General features: G+C 58.2%; 14 protein-coding genes. 2 read left to right on the forward strand and 12 right to left on the reverse strand.

The features are described 5' to 3' along the window. Positions 1-3: 3 nt before the first annotated feature. The 7 genes from rsxD to blr all read right to left on the reverse strand — a co-directional run bounded on the left by rsxD (position 4) and on the right by blr (position 6,664). Positions 4-1,056: an electron transport complex subunit RsxD gene (gene rsxD, locus QRD42_RS13860; RefSeq protein WP_321987389.1), complete on the reverse strand. Its 1,053-nt coding sequence runs from the start codon at positions 1,054-1,056 to the stop codon at positions 4-6. Beyond that, on the reverse strand, positions 1,057-3,126 hold the full coding sequence (gene rsxC / locus QRD42_RS13865) for an electron transport complex subunit RsxC (protein WP_321987390.1): 2,070 nt from the start codon (positions 3,124-3,126) through the stop codon (positions 1,057-1,059). It abuts the gene before it with no gap. Beyond that, entirely contained in the window at positions 3,119-3,697 is a 579-nt protein-coding gene (rsxB, locus tag QRD42_RS13870) for an electron transport complex subunit RsxB (protein ID WP_072568326.1), read from the reverse strand. The genes rsxC and rsxB overlap by 8 nt, the downstream gene beginning before the upstream one ends. Further along, a complete protein-coding gene (rsxA, locus tag QRD42_RS13875; RefSeq protein WP_072568327.1) occupies positions 3,697-4,278 on the reverse strand; it encodes an electron transport complex subunit RsxA in 582 nt (193 codons plus the stop codon). The genes rsxB and rsxA overlap by 1 nt, the downstream gene beginning before the upstream one ends. Before the next feature lie 75 nt (positions 4,279-4,353). Then, complete coding sequence (locus tag QRD42_RS13880) at positions 4,354-4,794, reverse strand: DUF2569 domain-containing protein (protein WP_318363072.1); 441 nt, start codon at positions 4,792-4,794, stop codon at positions 4,354-4,356. Between the two features lie 217 nt (positions 4,795-5,011). Further along, entirely contained in the window at positions 5,012-6,412 is a 1,401-nt protein-coding gene (locus QRD42_RS13885) for a GH1 family beta-glucosidase (protein ID WP_321987391.1), read from the reverse strand. A gap of 126 nt (positions 6,413-6,538) precedes the next feature. Beyond that, on the reverse strand, positions 6,539-6,664 hold the full coding sequence (blr, locus tag QRD42_RS13890) for a division septum protein Blr (protein ID WP_318376307.1): 126 nt from the start codon (positions 6,662-6,664) through the stop codon (positions 6,539-6,541). 217 nt (positions 6,665-6,881) lie between these two features. On the opposite strand from blr, the gene QRD42_RS13895 reads away from it, so the two are divergent. Further along, entirely contained in the window at positions 6,882-7,925 is a 1,044-nt protein-coding gene (locus QRD42_RS13895) for an oxidoreductase (RefSeq protein ID WP_072568331.1), read from the forward strand. A gap of 27 nt (positions 7,926-7,952) precedes the next feature. Here the strand turns inward: QRD42_RS13895 and add are convergent, their stop codons facing one another. The 3 genes from add to malX all read right to left on the reverse strand — a co-directional run bounded on the left by add (position 7,953) and on the right by malX (position 11,833). Further along, a complete protein-coding gene (gene add / locus QRD42_RS13900; RefSeq protein ID WP_072568332.1) occupies positions 7,953-8,954 on the reverse strand; it encodes an adenosine deaminase in 1,002 nt (333 codons plus the stop codon). Positions 8,955-9,060: 106 nt separating this feature from the next. Beyond that, entirely contained in the window at positions 9,061-10,230 is a 1,170-nt protein-coding gene (locus tag QRD42_RS13905; RefSeq protein ID WP_321987392.1) for a MalY/PatB family protein, read from the reverse strand. Positions 10,231-10,240: 10 nt separating this feature from the next. Beyond that, positions 10,241-11,833: a maltose/glucose-specific PTS transporter subunit IIBC gene (malX, locus tag QRD42_RS13910; RefSeq protein ID WP_072568334.1), complete on the reverse strand. Its 1,593-nt coding sequence runs from the start codon at positions 11,831-11,833 to the stop codon at positions 10,241-10,243. A 164-nt stretch (positions 11,834-11,997) separates the two neighbouring features. Between malX and malI the strand changes: the two genes are divergently transcribed. After that, positions 11,998-13,017 (forward strand): Mal regulon transcriptional regulator MalI, encoded by a 1,020-nt coding sequence (gene malI, locus QRD42_RS13915; protein WP_321987393.1) that lies wholly within the window; start codon positions 11,998-12,000, stop codon positions 13,015-13,017. Between the two features lie 70 nt (positions 13,018-13,087). Here the strand turns inward: malI and QRD42_RS13920 are convergent, their stop codons facing one another. Beyond that, positions 13,088-14,626: a YdgA family protein gene (locus tag QRD42_RS13920; RefSeq protein WP_321987394.1), complete on the reverse strand. Its 1,539-nt coding sequence runs from the start codon at positions 14,624-14,626 to the stop codon at positions 13,088-13,090. A gap of 98 nt (positions 14,627-14,724) precedes the next feature. After that, positions 14,725-15,903 (reverse strand): mannose-6-phosphate isomerase, encoded by a 1,179-nt coding sequence (manA, locus tag QRD42_RS13925; RefSeq protein ID WP_321987395.1) that lies wholly within the window; start codon positions 15,901-15,903, stop codon positions 14,725-14,727. Positions 15,904-15,961 lie beyond the last annotated feature (58 nt).

Below are 15,961 nucleotides of genomic sequence, written 5' to 3' on the forward strand. Positions count from 1 at the left end.
TCCTTAGCGGTGACCGTACACGCGCGGGCGCGTGTAGTAATCAATTAACGGAACGGTGATATTCGCCAGCAGTACGGCAAAGGCCACGCCGTCGGGATAGCCGCCGAAGCTGCGGATCAACCACACCAGTAGACCCGCCAGCGCGCCAAAAATCAGACGGCCTTTATTGGTGGTCGACGCGGTCACCGGATCGGTGAGAATAAAGAACGCGCCCAGCATGGTGGCCCCGGAGAACAGATGCAGCGTCGGGGATGCCAGGCTGTCCGGCGACAGCAGCCAGCCAAGGGTGGAGCAGAAGGCCAGCATGGCGATAAAACTGACCGGGATATGCCAGCGGATGGTTTTCTGCCACAGCAGGAACACCCCGCCCGCCAGATAAGCCAGGTTTACCCACTGCCAGCCCGCGCCTGCCAGCACGCCGCTGTAAATCGGATAGCTCAGGATCTCGTCAACTTTATGTCCGGCATGCAGGGACGTTTTAAAGGTATCCAGCGGCGTCGCCTGGCTGATGCCGTCAACGCCCATGCGCAGGGTATCCATATTGCCGCCGCTGGCGGTATGGCCGGAGAAGATCACCTGCAGCGCATCCATAAAGCCGGGAACGGTGGCGGCAATGTCATGTGGCGGCAGCCAGCTGGTCATCTGCACCGGGAAGGAGATCAGCAACACCACGTAGCCAACCATCGCAGGGTTAAAGGGGTTATGCCCGAGGCCGCCGTAAAGTTGCTTGGCGATGATCACCGCGAACACCGTGCCCAGCACCACCATCCACCAGGGGGCAAAAGAGGGAATACTGATCGCCAGTAGCAGGCCGGTTAACAGCGCAGAATTATCTGCAAGGATCATTTTGATGTTCTGCTTGCGTAACTTCAGCACCAGCGCTTCGGCGGCCAGCGCGCTGACGCCAGCCAGTATAATTTGTATCAGCGTACCCCAGCCGAAAAACCAGCTTTGCACGGCAATGCCCGGCAGGGCCGCCAGCAATACCAGCATCATGATGCGTGACGTCTGGCGCTGGTTATGGGTATAAGGGGAGCTTGCGATTCGAAAAACCATTTAATCCTCGTTAACGGCCTGTTGTGCGGCTTTCTTAGCCTGAACTCTGGCGATCGCCGCAGCGACGGCCGCTTTACGCGGATCGTCATTGGCCGCCGGGGTATCGGTGACCGGCTGCTGGGCTTTACGTGCTTTGGCGCGGGCAATAGCCGCTTCCACCGCGGCTTTGCGCGGATCGATGACCTCTTCCGGCGCGGGTGGAATTTTCGGCGGTGGCGCTTCTGCCGCCTGCTGCTGCGCTTTACGTGCTTTGGCGCGGGCGATAGCTGCTTCCACCGCCGCTTTACGGGGATCAACATCGCCAACAGGTTCAGAGGGCGCTGCAGGCTCTGGGGCTTCGGCGGTCTGCTGCGCTTTACGCGCTTTAGCGCGGGCAATGGCCGCTTCTACCGCGGCTTTACGCGGATCGGCGTCCGGCGCGTTAACGGCCGCAGCCTGTTGTGCTTTCTCTGCCTGACGGGCGCGCGCTTCGGCTTTGCGGGCTTCACGGGCGGCGATTACCTCGCTGTTATCCGGTACGGCGCCTGCCTGCACCACCACCGGCTGGGTGGCGTTCTGTTTTTTCTCGCGCACGCGGGCAAGCGCCGCGTCGATGGCAGCCTGATCTTTCGCCGCAGGCTGTACCGCCGCCTGTTTGTGGCGGGCGAGACGCGCCTCTTTTTCACGCTCAAGACGCGCCTGACGCGCTTCAAAGCGCATCTTCGCTTCCGCGGCACGTTTTTCTTCCTGCGCGATGGCGTAGATTTCGGCTTTTTCCTGACGGAAATACTGCACCAGCGGAATATTGCTCGGACACACCCAGGCACAGGCGCCGCACTCGATGCAGTCGGAGAGGTTATGCGCGGTGGCTTTGTCGTGCTGCTGGCCTTTACTGAACCAGTAGAGCTGCTGCGGCAGCAAGTCGGCAGGACAGGCGTCCGCACAGGCGCTGCAACGGATACAGCCTTTCTCTTCCTGCGGCTCGCCCATTTCAGTGGCGGACGGTGCCAGTAGGCAGTTAGTGATTTTCACCACCGGCACGTCCAGCCACGGCAGGGTAAAGCCCATTAGTGGACCGCCCATGATGACCATCTGCTCGCCACCGGGACAAAAACCTGCGGCGTCAAGCAGATGACGGATCGGCGTGCCCAGACGCGCCCAGACGTTGCCCGGCTGTTTTACCGCTTCACCGGTCAGCGTCACCACGCGTTCGGTCAGAGGTTCGCCATCCACCACGGCGCGTTTTACCGCATAGGCGGTGCCGACGTTCTGCATCAGCACGCCGATATCGGACGAACGTCCGCCGTGCGGCACCTGTTTGCCGGTGAGGATCTGTGTCAGCTGTTTCGCGCCGCCCGACGGGTATTTGGTCGGGATAACGCGCAGCGTAATGTCGTGCGAACCTGCCAGCACCGCCCGCAGCATGGAGATCGCCTGGGGTTTGTTATCTTCAATGCCAATCAGCACCTGGCGCGGCTGCAAAATATGCGCAAGGATGCGAATGCCTTCCACCACCTGGGCCGCGCAATCCTGCATCAGACGGTCATCGGCGGTGATGTACGGCTCGCACTCGGCGGCGTTGATGATCAGCGTGTCAATTTTATCGCCGCCACCATGCAGTTTATTGCCGGTCGGGAAGCCCGCGCCGCCAAGACCAGCGACGCCCGCCTGGTGAATACGCTCAATCAGCGCCTCACGGCTGCGGGAGCGGTAATCACTCCAGCCGTCGCGCTCGATCCATTGATCCTCACCGTCGGCGTCAATAAGCACGCTCAGTTCCGCCAGTCCGGACGGATGCGCCGTGGAGTGGGGGGCAATGGCCACCACCACGCCGGAGGTTGGCGCATGTACCGGCAGCATACGGCCGCGCCCGCGGGTCAGCGGCTGACCGCGCAATACGCGATCGCCTGCGCGCACGCACAGCTCACCCTCAGCGCCGATATGCTGCTTGAGAGGAATGACAAAACGCGAGGCCAGCGGCAGCTGACGCAGCGGCGTGCCGCTGGACTGGGTCTTCATTTCCGGCGGATGAATACCGCCGTGGAAGTCCCACAGTTTATCTTTTCGGAAAGCCGAGAATAACTTAAGCATGTTGTTCCACAGAAATGATGCGCACCGGGATCGTCTGTAAATCCCATTTCCAGCTGTCAGGGGTAGCGGCCACCGGACGCAGCTCAATGCACTGTGTCGGGCAGGGATCGACGCACAGATTACAACCGGTGCACAGGTCGCTCATCACCGTATGCATGGCGCGGGTCGCGCCGACGATGGCATCGACCGGGCAGGCCTGAATGCATTTGGTGCAGCCAATACAGTTAGGTTCGTCGATCACCGCCAGCATACGCACCGGCTCTGCCGCGACTTCTTCGTCGTCCACTGGTTGCGGATCCACGTTTAGCAGCGTGGCGATTTTCAGCATCACGGCTTCGCCGCCAGGGGCGCAGCGGTTAATTTTTTCACCCTGCACGCCCACCGCCTCAGCATAAGGGCGGCAGCCAGGGTAGCCGCACTGACCGCACTGGCTCTGCGGCAGCAGTTCGTCAATGCGTTCGACAACGGGATCGTCCTCCACCGCGAAACGGCGGGAGGCGTAACCAAGAATGACGCCAAAGATCAGCCCGAGAACGCTCAGGGCGGCAATGGCAATCCAGATCGCACTCATTACAACTTCACCAGACCACTAAAGCCCATAAAGGCCAGAGACATTAAACCTGCAGTGATCAGCGCAATGGCGTTACCGCGGAAGGGGGCGGGCACATCCGCCACCACCAGACGCTCACGGATCGCCGCGAACAGCACCATCACCAGTGAAAAGCCCACCGCCGCGGCAAAGCCGTACAGCGCAGACTGCATAAAATTGTGCCCGAGGTTGATATTGAGCAACGCCACGCCCAGCACCGCGCAGTTGGTGGTGATAAGCGGCAGAAAAATGCCCAGCAGGCGATAGAGCGCCGGGCTGGTTTTACGTACCACCATCTCAGTAAACTGCACCACCACGGCGATGATCAGAATAAAGGCCAGTGTACGCAGATAGATCAGATCCAGCGGAATAAGCACCCAGGTGTCGATGATCCATGCGCACACGGAGGCCATCGTCATGACAAAGGTGGTTGCCAGTCCCATCCCCATGGCGGATTCCAGTTTTTTGGACACCCCCATAAACGGGCAGAGGCCAAGAAACTTCACCAGCACAAAGTTATTGACCAGAACGGTTCCGACAAACAGCAGTAAGTAATCAGTCATTATTCGCCCTGAAAGAATAAACCGCCCATTATCGGATAATCCGCAACGGGCGACAACAGCATAACTGTAGGGTTATTACGGGTTAACAAAGGTCTTTTTGACCCTGCCGGAGCGCTTAAAATAGGGCACCAGCAACGCCGCCGCCATCAGCGGAAACAGCAGCTGGCGCAGCGCCAGTTCATCCGATACCGGGGAAAAGGCAAAGGCTTTTACCGCCAGCAGCACCGAAATCAGCAGCCAGATAATATAGTGCTTTGGCACCATCCGGCGGCGTTTGAAAAAGGCAATGGTCAGCCACAGGGTGTAATACCACATGCCTACGGCAAACAGCAGGGTGGCAAACCACATCACCATCGACATCATGCCCTGGGCGTGCAGCGTGGCGAACGTCCGGGGCGACATCAGCGCCGAAGTATAGAGCAGAAGCGCCAGCGACGTGCTCAGCAGCGCCACCAGCAGCCATGCCAGGGGGGCGAGTAACCAGCCTCCGATTCGTTCTGCGGGCGTTGCGGTCATGGATTATTCACCTTTAGTCTGTACGCGTAATTTGCCGGGCGAAGATTATAAAGCATTGCCGGGGGAATACTACTGGCATTATTACCGGTAACACCCGGACGCAGCGGGTAATAATACGCGACCTGGCGAAACAGATTTGTCCGTCAATGCGGTGGCAGGGGAGTTAAGGTGGTTCTTAAGGGGTAAAAAGCAGGCACCGGAAAGTGCCTGCGGTAAATTAACGCTGCGCGCCGCGACTGGCAATTAACTGCTGATACCAGAAGAAACTTTTTTTACGTTTACGCGCCAGATTATTGTCATGATCGACATAGACAAAACCATACTGTTTTTTATACCCGTTAAGCCAGCTCAGCAAATCAATAAATGACCAGGGATAATAGCCGCGTACGTCCGCGCCCTGCGCCATAGCGTCAGCCATCGCATCCACATGCATGCGCAGATAATCAATGCGCGGGTCATCTACAATTTCCCCGTCAATAATGGGATCCTTCGCGCCTAAGCCATTTTCGGTGATGTAGATGGGAATATCACCGTAACGGGCTTTGATTTGCATAATGCCGTCGGTCAGTCCCTGCGGCCAGATTTCCCAGTCCCAGTCGGTATAAACGCCGTCCGGATTACGCACGAATTTAAACAGTCCTTTAAAGCCGAATTCATGACCGCTGTTGCGCTCGCCAGAATGATTCGCCTGGGTATGGGTTTCGTGCGGATTGGAAACTACCGTTTCACGACGATAATAATTCAGGCCGATAAAGTCGCAGCGATTCTCCCGCAGTAAGCGATCGTCTTCCGGGGCGAACCGCGGCACCCCCCAGCGCTGCTGCGCGGCAGCCAGTAATGCCGCCGGATATTCGCCTTTCAGCACCGGATCGTAAAACCAATGGGTATAAATGGCATCCGCCAGATCTGCCGCCGCCACGTCTTCCGGCAGGCGGGTGAGCGGGGTGTGCGGTTGCAGTACGTTCACAAAACCGATTTCACCCGTGATGCCGGACTGACGAAAGGCTTTTACCGCCAGCGCATGGGCGATAAAGACATGGTGACAGGCCTGAATGGCCCGCGCCGGATCGGTAACGGAGGGCGGATGGCTGCCGGTGATATAGCCGTGACCGATAAATACGATGGTTTCGTTGAAGGTGGCCCACAGGAGGACGCGGGAGCCGAAGCGGTCATAGCACAGGCGGGCGTACTCCTCAAAAGCGTCCGCCGTAGAGCGGGCTTCCCAGCCGCCTTCGTCCTGCAGTGCCTGGGGTAAATCCCAGTGATAAAGGGTCACCATAGGCACAATATTGTGCGCCAGCAGGGCGTCGATCAGATCGCTGTAGAACTTCACGCCCGCTTCATTCACCTCGCCGCGGCCCTGCGGCAGCAGGCGCGGCCATGAAATCGAAAACCGGTAGCTTTGCAGCCCCATTTCCGCCATCAGCGCGACGTCTTCCTGCATGCGGTGATAATGGTCAACGGCGACATCGCCGTTGGTGCCCTGCCAGGTGGCGCCGGGAATATGCGAAAACACATCCCAGATCGACGGGCCTTTACCATCGGCATCATGTCCGCCTTCAACCTGATACGCCGCAGTCGCGGCACCCCATAAAAATTCTTCCGGAAACGCAGCCATCGTGTGCTCCTTTCTGTTCCATGACGTTAAGGCACGTTACACGCGATGCGTTTATCACCGCAACCGGTTTCAGAAACCGGTTACCGGAATGGGAGGGCAGTCACTTTTAGCCCGGCGGGGAGGGCGTTATTTTGCCTGTACGTGGGCGGCGGGTTCCGGCGGCTGATAATTATCAATATGGCTGGCAACGCCTAATAAAATGGCGCTGACGCCCAGCACGATCCAGCCGGCGAGTTCAATAATGCGGGTCACTACTCCGTTCATAATGCAGACTTCTCCTGTTTACCTGAGGGCGAATAGTAGCGGGGCGTGATTATTCCGGCAAGTCTGCGTCGGTATTCAGGGTATTTTCAGGATTTTCTGAAATCAGCGCCCCCGATGACGCTCTGTTTGAGGAAGACAGGCTGACCATCGCCACGTATGATTAATAAAGCGAAAACACATTCCTCCACTGACGAGAGGCAGCTTTATGAGTGACAAGATCCGTGTCGGATTAATTGGCTATGGCTATGCCAGCAAAACCTTTCATGCTCCGCTGATCGACGGCACGCCGGGCATGGAGCTGGCGGCGATCTCCAGCAGTGATGAAAACAAAGTCCATGCCGACTGGCCGAACGTGCCGGTGGTGTCGGAGCCGAAGCATCTGTTTAACGATCCTTCGCTGGATTTGATTGTCATCCCTACGCCCAACGATACCCATTTCCCGCTGGCGAAAGCGGCGCTGGAAGCCGGTAAACATGTGGTGGTGGATAAGCCGTTTACCGTGACACTGTCACAGGCACGCGAGCTGGATGCGCTGGCGAAAACCCTTGGCCGTGTGCTGTCGGTATTCCACAACCGCCGCTGGGACAGCGATTTCCTGACGCTGAAAGCGCTGGTGGCGGAAGGCGCGCTGGGGGAAGTGACCTATTTTGAATCGCACTTTGACCGTTACCGGCCGGAAGTGCGTAATCGCTGGCGAGAAATGGCCGGTCCAGGCAGCGGCATCTGGTACGATCTGGGGCCGCATCTGCTCGATCAGGCGGTCAACCTGTTTGGCCTGCCGGTGGGCATGAACGTCGATCTGGCGCAGTTACGCCCCGGCGCGCAGGCCACCGACTATTTCCATGCGGTGCTCACCTATCCGCAGCGGCGCGTGGTGCTGCACGGCACGCTGCTGGCGGCGGCAGAATCGGCGCGCTATATCGTGCACGGCACCCGGGGGAGCTATGTGAAGTTTGGCCTCGATCCGCAGGAAGAACGGCTGAAAAACGGCGAACGTCTGCCGCAGGAAGACTGGGGTTATGACATGCGCGACGGCGTGCTGACCCGTGCCGAAGGCGACGAGCGGGTAGAGGAAAGCTGGCTGACCATTCCGGGCAACTATCCGGCCTATTATGCCGGGATCCGCGATGCGCTGAACGGTGACGGGGAAAACCCGGTGCCCGCCAGCCAGGCGATTCAGATCATGGAGCTGATCGAGCTGGGCATGGAATCGGCAAAACATCGCTCGACGCTTTGCCTGTCGTCATGAAGAAGCCCGGCATCTGCCGGGCTTTTTTTATGCGCGGATGAGGCTGTCGCGCAGCGCCTGTTTTTCAGCGGCGCTCAGGAAGGCGATCTCCAGACCGTTGATCTGCGCCTGGCGGATCTGCTCGCGGCTTAAACCGGCCTGCGGCGCCGCGACCTGATACTCATGAATAATATCCACGCCCTGTACCGCCGGATCGTCGGTATTCAGCGTGGCCAGCACGCCGTGCTCAAGGAAGGTTTTTAGCGGGTGCGCGGAAAGGGACGCCACCGTGCTGGTCTGAATATTAGAGGTCAGACAGGATTCAATGCCGATACGCTGCTCCGCGAGGAAATCCATCAGCGCAGGATCTTCAATAGCCTTCACGCCGTGGCCGATACGCTCGGCGCCCAGCTCACGGATCGCCTGCCAGATGCTCTCCGGGCCCGCCGCTTCACCGGCGTGAACGGTAATACGCCAGCCCGCGTCACGCGCGCGGTTGAAGTGGGAGAGGAACAGGCTGCCGGGGAAGCCCAGCTCGTCGCCCGCCAGATCCAGCGCGGTAATGCTGTCGCGGTGCGCCAGCAATGCTTCCAGCTCTTCCAGACAGGCCGCTTCGCCGAAGGTGCGGCTCATAATGCCGATCAGACGCGCCTGCACGTTGAACGCGCTGCTGCCCTGACGCACCCCTTCGATGACCGCTTCCACCACGCCCGCTACCGGCAGGTTATGGGTCATCGCCATATAGCCCGGTGAAAAGCGCAGTTCAACATAGTGCAGGCCATTGCGCGCCGCATCTTCCATATTCTCGAACGCCACACGACGGCAGGCGTCCAGCGAGGCCAGCACTTTCACGCCCCAGTCGAGTTTTGACAGGAAGCTGACCAGATCCGGTTCGTTAGAGGTCACCTGCACGTGCGGACGCAGGGTATCAAGGGTATCAGCGGGCAGGGAGAGGTTAAACTGGCGGCCAAGATCGAGGATGGTCTGGGCGCGAATATTGCCATCAAGGTGGCGGTGAATGTCGGTCAATGGAATAGTGGAATCAATCATGCTGCACTCTTTTTAGATGTTTTAGGTAAAGTGCAGAGCATTATAAAAATAAATCGGGGTAAAAAGCTATGTTGCGCAAGCAATAAGTTGGTTGCGCAACACAAAATCACAAAAGTGCCTGAATTCCGGCTATTAACCGGCTGACGCCCTGTTCCAGCTTCACGCGCGGACAACCGGCATTCAGACGCACAAAACCGCGGCCCGCATCGCCATAGGTCAGCCCCGGCATAATGGCGACCTTCTGGTTTTCAATCAGCTCCTGCTGCAACCGCGCATCATCAATGCCCAGCGGCCGCAGGTCGATCCACGCCAGATAAGTTGACTGTGGCGGCTGCCAGTTGAGGTCAGGGAAGGCGGCGTTCAGCTCCGCCGCTACAAAGTCCAGATTTGCCGCCAGATATGCCCGCAACGCATCCAGCCAGGGCGCGCCCTCGCGATAGGCGGCAATATGCGCATGGATCGCCAGCACCGACGGTGATGATAGCCCGTCGCGGCTCTTCAGCGCCGCCAGATAACGTGACCGTGTCACGTTATCTTCAATAATGCCATATGCGCCGGTCAACGCCGGGATATTAAAGCTTTTCGACGCCGAGGTAAGCAGCGCCCAGGGACCCTGAGCGACACGGCTCCAGGGTATATGACGGTGCGCTCCCCAGGTCATATCCATATGGATCTCATCGCTGATCACCCTCACACCGTGGCGGGCGCACAGCGCCGCCATGGTGTGCAGCTCATCCTGCGTCCAGACCTTCCCGGTCGGGTTTTGCGGGCTGCACAGCAGCAGGATTTTGTTTTCTTCCTGCGCGAGCGCCGCTTCCAGCGCGGCCATATCGCAGTGCCAGTCGCCGTTATGTTGCAGCGGCACCGGCACGACGCGGCGATCGTTGCCCTCGATCACCTTGTAGAACGCGTCATAGGCCGGGGTATGCACCACCACCCCGTCACAGGGGGCAGACCACAGGCGGATCAGTTCGGCGACCATGTAGATCACCGACGGGCCATAGACCAGCGCATTGTCCGGCAGCGGGGCGTTAAAGCGCGTACTGAACCAGTGCTGCACGGCGCTGATAAATTCCTCGTTGTTCCAGCGGCTGTAACCTAATACGCCATGGGCCAGCCGCGCCTGTAACGCCTCAATCACACAGGGCGCCGTGGCAAAATCCATATCCGAGATGGTGAACGGCAGCAGGTCGGCGTGACCAAAACGGTCTGCCACATAATCCCACTGGGTACACCAGGTGCCGTGGCGATCCACGACGGTTGAGAAATCAAACATCTCGCTATCCTTATGCTTCAACGGTATTCATCAGTGACACCAGCTCATCTTTGACCGACTGAACCTGCGGGCCAATGACCACCTGAAGATTATGCTCGTTTAATTTCACCACTCCAATCGCCCGCAGTGCTTTCAGCGCGTCGGTATCCACTTTTGACATGTCCGCCACCGACAGGCGCAGGCGAGTAATGCAGTTATCAATGGTCACCAGATTCTCCGCGCCGCCCAGCGCCGCCAGAATAGCCGGGACGTTATAGCCGGATTTCCCGGCGCTGCCCGCAAAACGTTTTTCAAGCTGGCTGCTGATCTCTGCCTCGCGACCCGGCGTTTTCAGGTTAAAGCGGGTAATGGCGAAGCGGAAAATGGCGTAGTAGGTGACGAACCAGACCGCTGCGACCACCGGCACCATGTACCATTTGGTCGCCAGACCGTGCAGGATGCCGAACACCACAAAGTCGATCAGGTTGCCGTCGGTATTGCCGATGGTGACGCCCAGCACCGCCATCATGGTAAAGCCCAGACCCGTGAGCAGGGCATGGATCACATACAGCACCGGCGCGACGAACAGGAACAGGAACTCCAGCGGCTCGGTGGTGCCGCCAATCACGCAGGCGACCACGCCGGAAATAAGCAGACCTTTAATTTTATGACGATTCTCCGGACGGGCGCAGTGATACATCGCCAGCGCCGCCCCTGGTAAGCCGCCGAGGAAGGCGGGCATCTTACCCTGCGACAGAAAACGTGTAGCGCTTTCGGCAAAGCCGTGGGAAGTCGGGCAGTTTAACTGCGCCTGGAAGATAGTTAACGCACCGCTGACCGTGTTGCCGCAGACGTCGAGCGTACCGCCTGCCTCACTGAAGCGGATCAGCGCCACCAGAATATGGTGCAGGCCAAAGGGCAGCAGCAGACGCTCGCCGGTGCCGAAAATCATCGGCCCAAAATCCCCGGCGCTGTTGATCATCTGCCCGAGGCCGTTGATACCCATGGCGAAAAACGGCCAGATAAGCGGAATACACAGCCCCACCAGCCCCATCACCACCGTGGTGATGATCGGCACAAAACGCGTGCCGCCGAAAAACGCCAGCGCGTCCGGCAGGCGCACGGTATGGAAACGTTCATGCAGCAGCCAGACCACCACCCCTGCGATCACCGCGCCCAGAATGCCGGTATCAATGGACTGGATGCCGAGGATGTTCTGCACGTTGTTGGCTTTCAGAATGGCGGCGTCGGTGGTTGGCAGAATGCCTTTCGCGGTCAGCCAGAAATTAACCGCCAGGTTCATGACCGCATAACCGACGAAACCGGCGAAGGCCGCCACGCCTTTATTTTCGCGCGCCAGCCCTAGCGGAATGGCGATACAGAACATCACCGGCAGAAAGCTGAACGCAAAAGAACCGACTTTCCCCATCCAGATGAAAATCGCCTGTAACACCGGATTTTCAAGCGCCGGTAACAGCGTCACCACATCATGGCTGCTCAGGGAGCTGCCGATGCCCATCATGATCCCGCAGAAAGAGAGCAGGGCCACCGGCAACATAAAGGTTTTCCCTAACTGCTGGAAAAACTCCCACAGCGTAATTTTTGGTGCAGTTTTAACAGGCATGAACGATTCCTTGTCTGTAAAAGTGGATTCAGTGGCCAGAAGATAAAACGTTTTATCAAATTTTAGTGCGACAAATATCACATAGTAAGCGTATAAATTGCGGTAAAAAGGGTAACGGTAAAAAAACGTTTTACCAAAATCATTAGCAGGGATACCTCGCCGGGATGACGAATAAAAAAATCACCATCAATGATGTCGCGCTGCACGCTGGCGTATCGGTCAGCACCGTATCGCTGGTGCTCAGCGGTAAAGGGCGCATTTCGCCCTCCACCGGGCAAAAAGTGAATGCGGCGGTAGAGCAGCTGGGTTTTGTGCGTAACCGTCAGGCAGCGCTGCTGCGCGGCGGCAAAACCGGCGTCGTTGGGCTTATCGTAAGCCACTTCTCCGATCCCTTTTACGCGCAGCTAACGGCAGGGTTGACCGGCGTGCTGGAGGCGGAAGGCAAAATGGTGTTTCTCACCCAGGGGGGACGGCAGGGGGAGCATCTGCTGTCCCGCATCGACACACTGATGGCACAAGGAGTGGACGGCATAGTGATCGCCGGGGGCGTCAGTAATACCGCTGAAATCAACGCCCGTGCTGACGGGCTGCCAGTGGTGTTCGCTTCACGGGCCAGCTATCTCGATGACGCCGATATTATTCGCCCGGACAATATGCAGGCGGCACAAATGCTGACCGAACATCTTATTCGCGGCGGCCATCAGCGCATTGCCTGGCTCGGGGGCAACAGTTCGTCCCTTACCCGTGCCGAACGCGTCGGCGGCTACTGCGCCACCTTGCTGAAGTACGGGCTGCCGTTTCACAATGAATGGGTGGTGGAGTGCGAGTCCAGCCAGAAGCATGCGGCCGAAGCCATTGGCGCGCTGCTGCGCCATAATCCGACTATCAGCGCGGTGATGTGCTACAACAGCACCATCGCCATGGGGGCCTGGTTTGGCCTGATGCGCGCCGGGCGGCAGAGCGGTTTTGAGAGCGTCGGCAACGTGTTTGATCAGCAGATCGCGCTGGCGGCCTTTGCGGATGTGCCGGAAAGCCGGCTGGATGATGTGCCCATCGCCTGGTCACTGACCCCGGCGCAGGAGATCGGCTGCGCGCTGGCAGAGCGCATCATGCAGCGCATCGACAAACAGGATGCACACACGCAGGAGCAGATCATGCCTTCACGGCTGGTGACGGTGAGATAAAACGGGGATAAACAGGGGAAAACGGCACCTTACTTCGCGGAGATCTCCGCATTTCAGGTGCAGCTTATCGTTACTGCTGAGGCACCGCAGGTACGGCCGGGGCAACCGGCGGCTGAGGCGCTGGCGCTGGCAGGCCGAGATCCGGCATACCGAACATGCCGACAAACTCATCCAGCGGCATTTTCTGACCGTTCAGCGTCACCTGACCATTGGCGTACTGCAGGCTGGTGGAGATCACGTTGTTATCCAGCGTGGTGATGCGGAACATCTGGCCCATCGCCGCCAGGCCTTTCACCTGCTGGGCAGCCAGCTTGCTGGCGTCAGCGTCCTGATAACCTTCCAGTTTTGCCACCTGGGTCATAAACTCGGTCGCCATATCTACCGGGATAGTCAGCTTGCTGTCGAGGGATTTCACGCTGCGATCCACTTCCTGCGCCAGGGTTTGCGGCTCGCCGGTCGCGGTGGCCGGATCTTTTAAGAACAGCGACAGGTTAAAGGCAGTTTCGCCTTTGTCGTTTTTCCAGCTCAGCGGCGCAACGGTGATCACCGGCTCGCCTTTCAACAGCAGCGGCAGGGAAGAGAAGAAGGCTTCCGTCGCTTTCTGCTGATAAAGTTCCGGGTTCTGTACCACTTCCGGCTGCGCCATCAGCGCTTTGGTCTGCGCGTTATATTGCTGGCTGAACTGATGCCAGGCCTGGCCGTCAATCTGACCGACTTTCAGCGTCAGTTTGCCGCTGCCCATATTCTGGTTCTGAATTTTCAGGCTGTTGAGGGTGTAATCGATCTGGCTGTTGACGGTTTTGTTGTCTTTCGCCACATCGGTCTTCGCCGTCAGATCCATGCCTTCCAGCACCGCCATCTCTTTGTTTTCCACAGAGATAGCCAGCTTTTCCAGCGACAGCTTCTGATCGCCGATACGCTCGTTAAAGCTGGCGCGTTTGCTGTTGCCTTCGCTCTTCAGATTGTTGAAGGTAACCTGCACCTTCTGGCCGTATTCGTTGACCGCGTCCACCAGACCGCTTGCCGCTTCGCCGGTCAGCGACACTTCGTTGCCATCACGATCGGCCTCAAGTTTGAAATCCCCGCCGCTGAAGGCGACTTTCTCACCCTCTTTTTCATAGTTCAGCGGCTTCAGGGCGATGTCAGAACGGGTATCGCCGCCGTAGCCAATGCGCGTGTCCACCACAAACGGCGACTCGCCTTTGGCCATATCAAACAGCGGCTTTGAGACGTTATTATTAACCAGCGTCGACTTCACTGACGCCATCGCCGGGATCAGATTGAAATGTTTAAGCTGGGCAAAGGGGAAGGGGCCATGATCCACGGACTCGTTCAACACCACGCTTTCGCCCGGTTTCAGCCAGACGTTCTCGCTGCCGGCGACGGGTTTGATCACCAGTTGCAAATGGCTGCTGAAGACGCCGCGCTGATAGCTCTGATAAGCCAGTTCCACGCCCGCTTCCGGCGCGCTGTTTTTAATTTCTGCGTTAGCCTGATTGACCATATCCGCGATACGGCCTTCAAGCTGTTTACCCGTGTACCAGGCTGCACCTGTCCAGATAGCACCCAGTGCAACAATAACTCCCGCGGCGACCAGCGTTTTTTTCATAATGATTATCCATAAAAATGAAACCAGGCGGCTCAGGCCGCCTGGACGATCGTAAAGTCTTGCTAAGCTTAGCAATACCCGCCTGTTACGTCAGTAACTTAGTTAACCTTATTGTAGACTCTCGCCACGCGGCCAACACCACTGACGGCGACCGGTGACTCATCGGCGCGGATCACCGCCGACTCGCCCGGTTTCAGGGTCAGGCGCTCGTCGCCTTTACTAAGCAGGGCTTCGCCTTCCACGCAGAACACAATCGCGGCGCTGTGCTGGGCAAGCGCCGTTTCCTGGGAGGATAAATCGTGCAGCGAGAACGCAAAATCCTCCACCGGGATCGGGAATTCCAGCGTACTGCCGTCTTTTTGCGGCTGCGTCAGCAGTTCAGCGGCTGGCTTCGGCGTGAATTTGACGTTTGCCACCAGTTCCGGAATATCGATGTATTTCGGCGTCAGTCCGGCGCGCAGCACGTTGTCGGAGTTTGCCATTACTTCCAGCGCCACGCCCTGCAGGTAAGCGTGCGGGGTTTCGGCGAACAGGAACATGGCTTCGCCCGGCTCCAGTTTCACCACGTTAAGCAGCAGCGGCGAGAACAGGCCGCTGTCATCCGGATAGAACTGCTTAATAACGCGGATGGTCTCCCACGGCTCGCCCTGCTGGCTGGTGAGCGCGGCGCTGAGCACCGCCAGCGCGCGGGATTTCTCTTCGCCCTGCATGTTGAGCAGGCTGGCGAACAGCTGGCTTAAGCTCTCTGCATCAGGATTTTCCAGGAAATGAGCGATGGAGGTATGCGCACCCGCCACCGGCTGCAATAAAGAGACAATCTCGGAGAACTCGCGGAATGCGTTCATCGCGAGGAACGGCGTCAGGGCAAAGACCAGCTCCGGTTTATGGTTCGGATCTTTGTAGTTACGCTCCGCGGCATCCAGCGGAATGCCTGCGGCGTTTTCCTTCGCAAAACCGTCTTCCGACGCCTGCTTGTTAGGGTGCACCTGGATGGAAAGCGGTTGATCGGCACACAGCACTTTAAACAGGAACGGCAGTTCGCCAAAACGGTTGGCAACCGCCTCGCCCAGCCAGCGGGTTTTATCCTGATCGATCAGATCGCGCAGCACCTGAACGGAACCGTCCGCGTTCTGCACTTTTGAGCTGCTCTTCGGGTGCGCGCCCATCCACAGTTCCGCCATTGGCAACTGCTGTGGGTTGGCAATTCCGTAGAGATCCGTTAACGCACTTTTACTTCCCCAGGCATAGTTCTGCACTGAGTTGATGAGTTTTTGCATTATCAAGCCCTGTAGTTTCGTTAAAGAGTTTGCGGGTATTAAAGCAATAAACATCAGG

The organism is Enterobacter sp. PGRG2 (assembly GCF_030291195.1).
Classification (GTDB): domain Bacteria; phylum Pseudomonadota; class Gammaproteobacteria; order Enterobacterales; family Enterobacteriaceae; genus Enterobacter_D.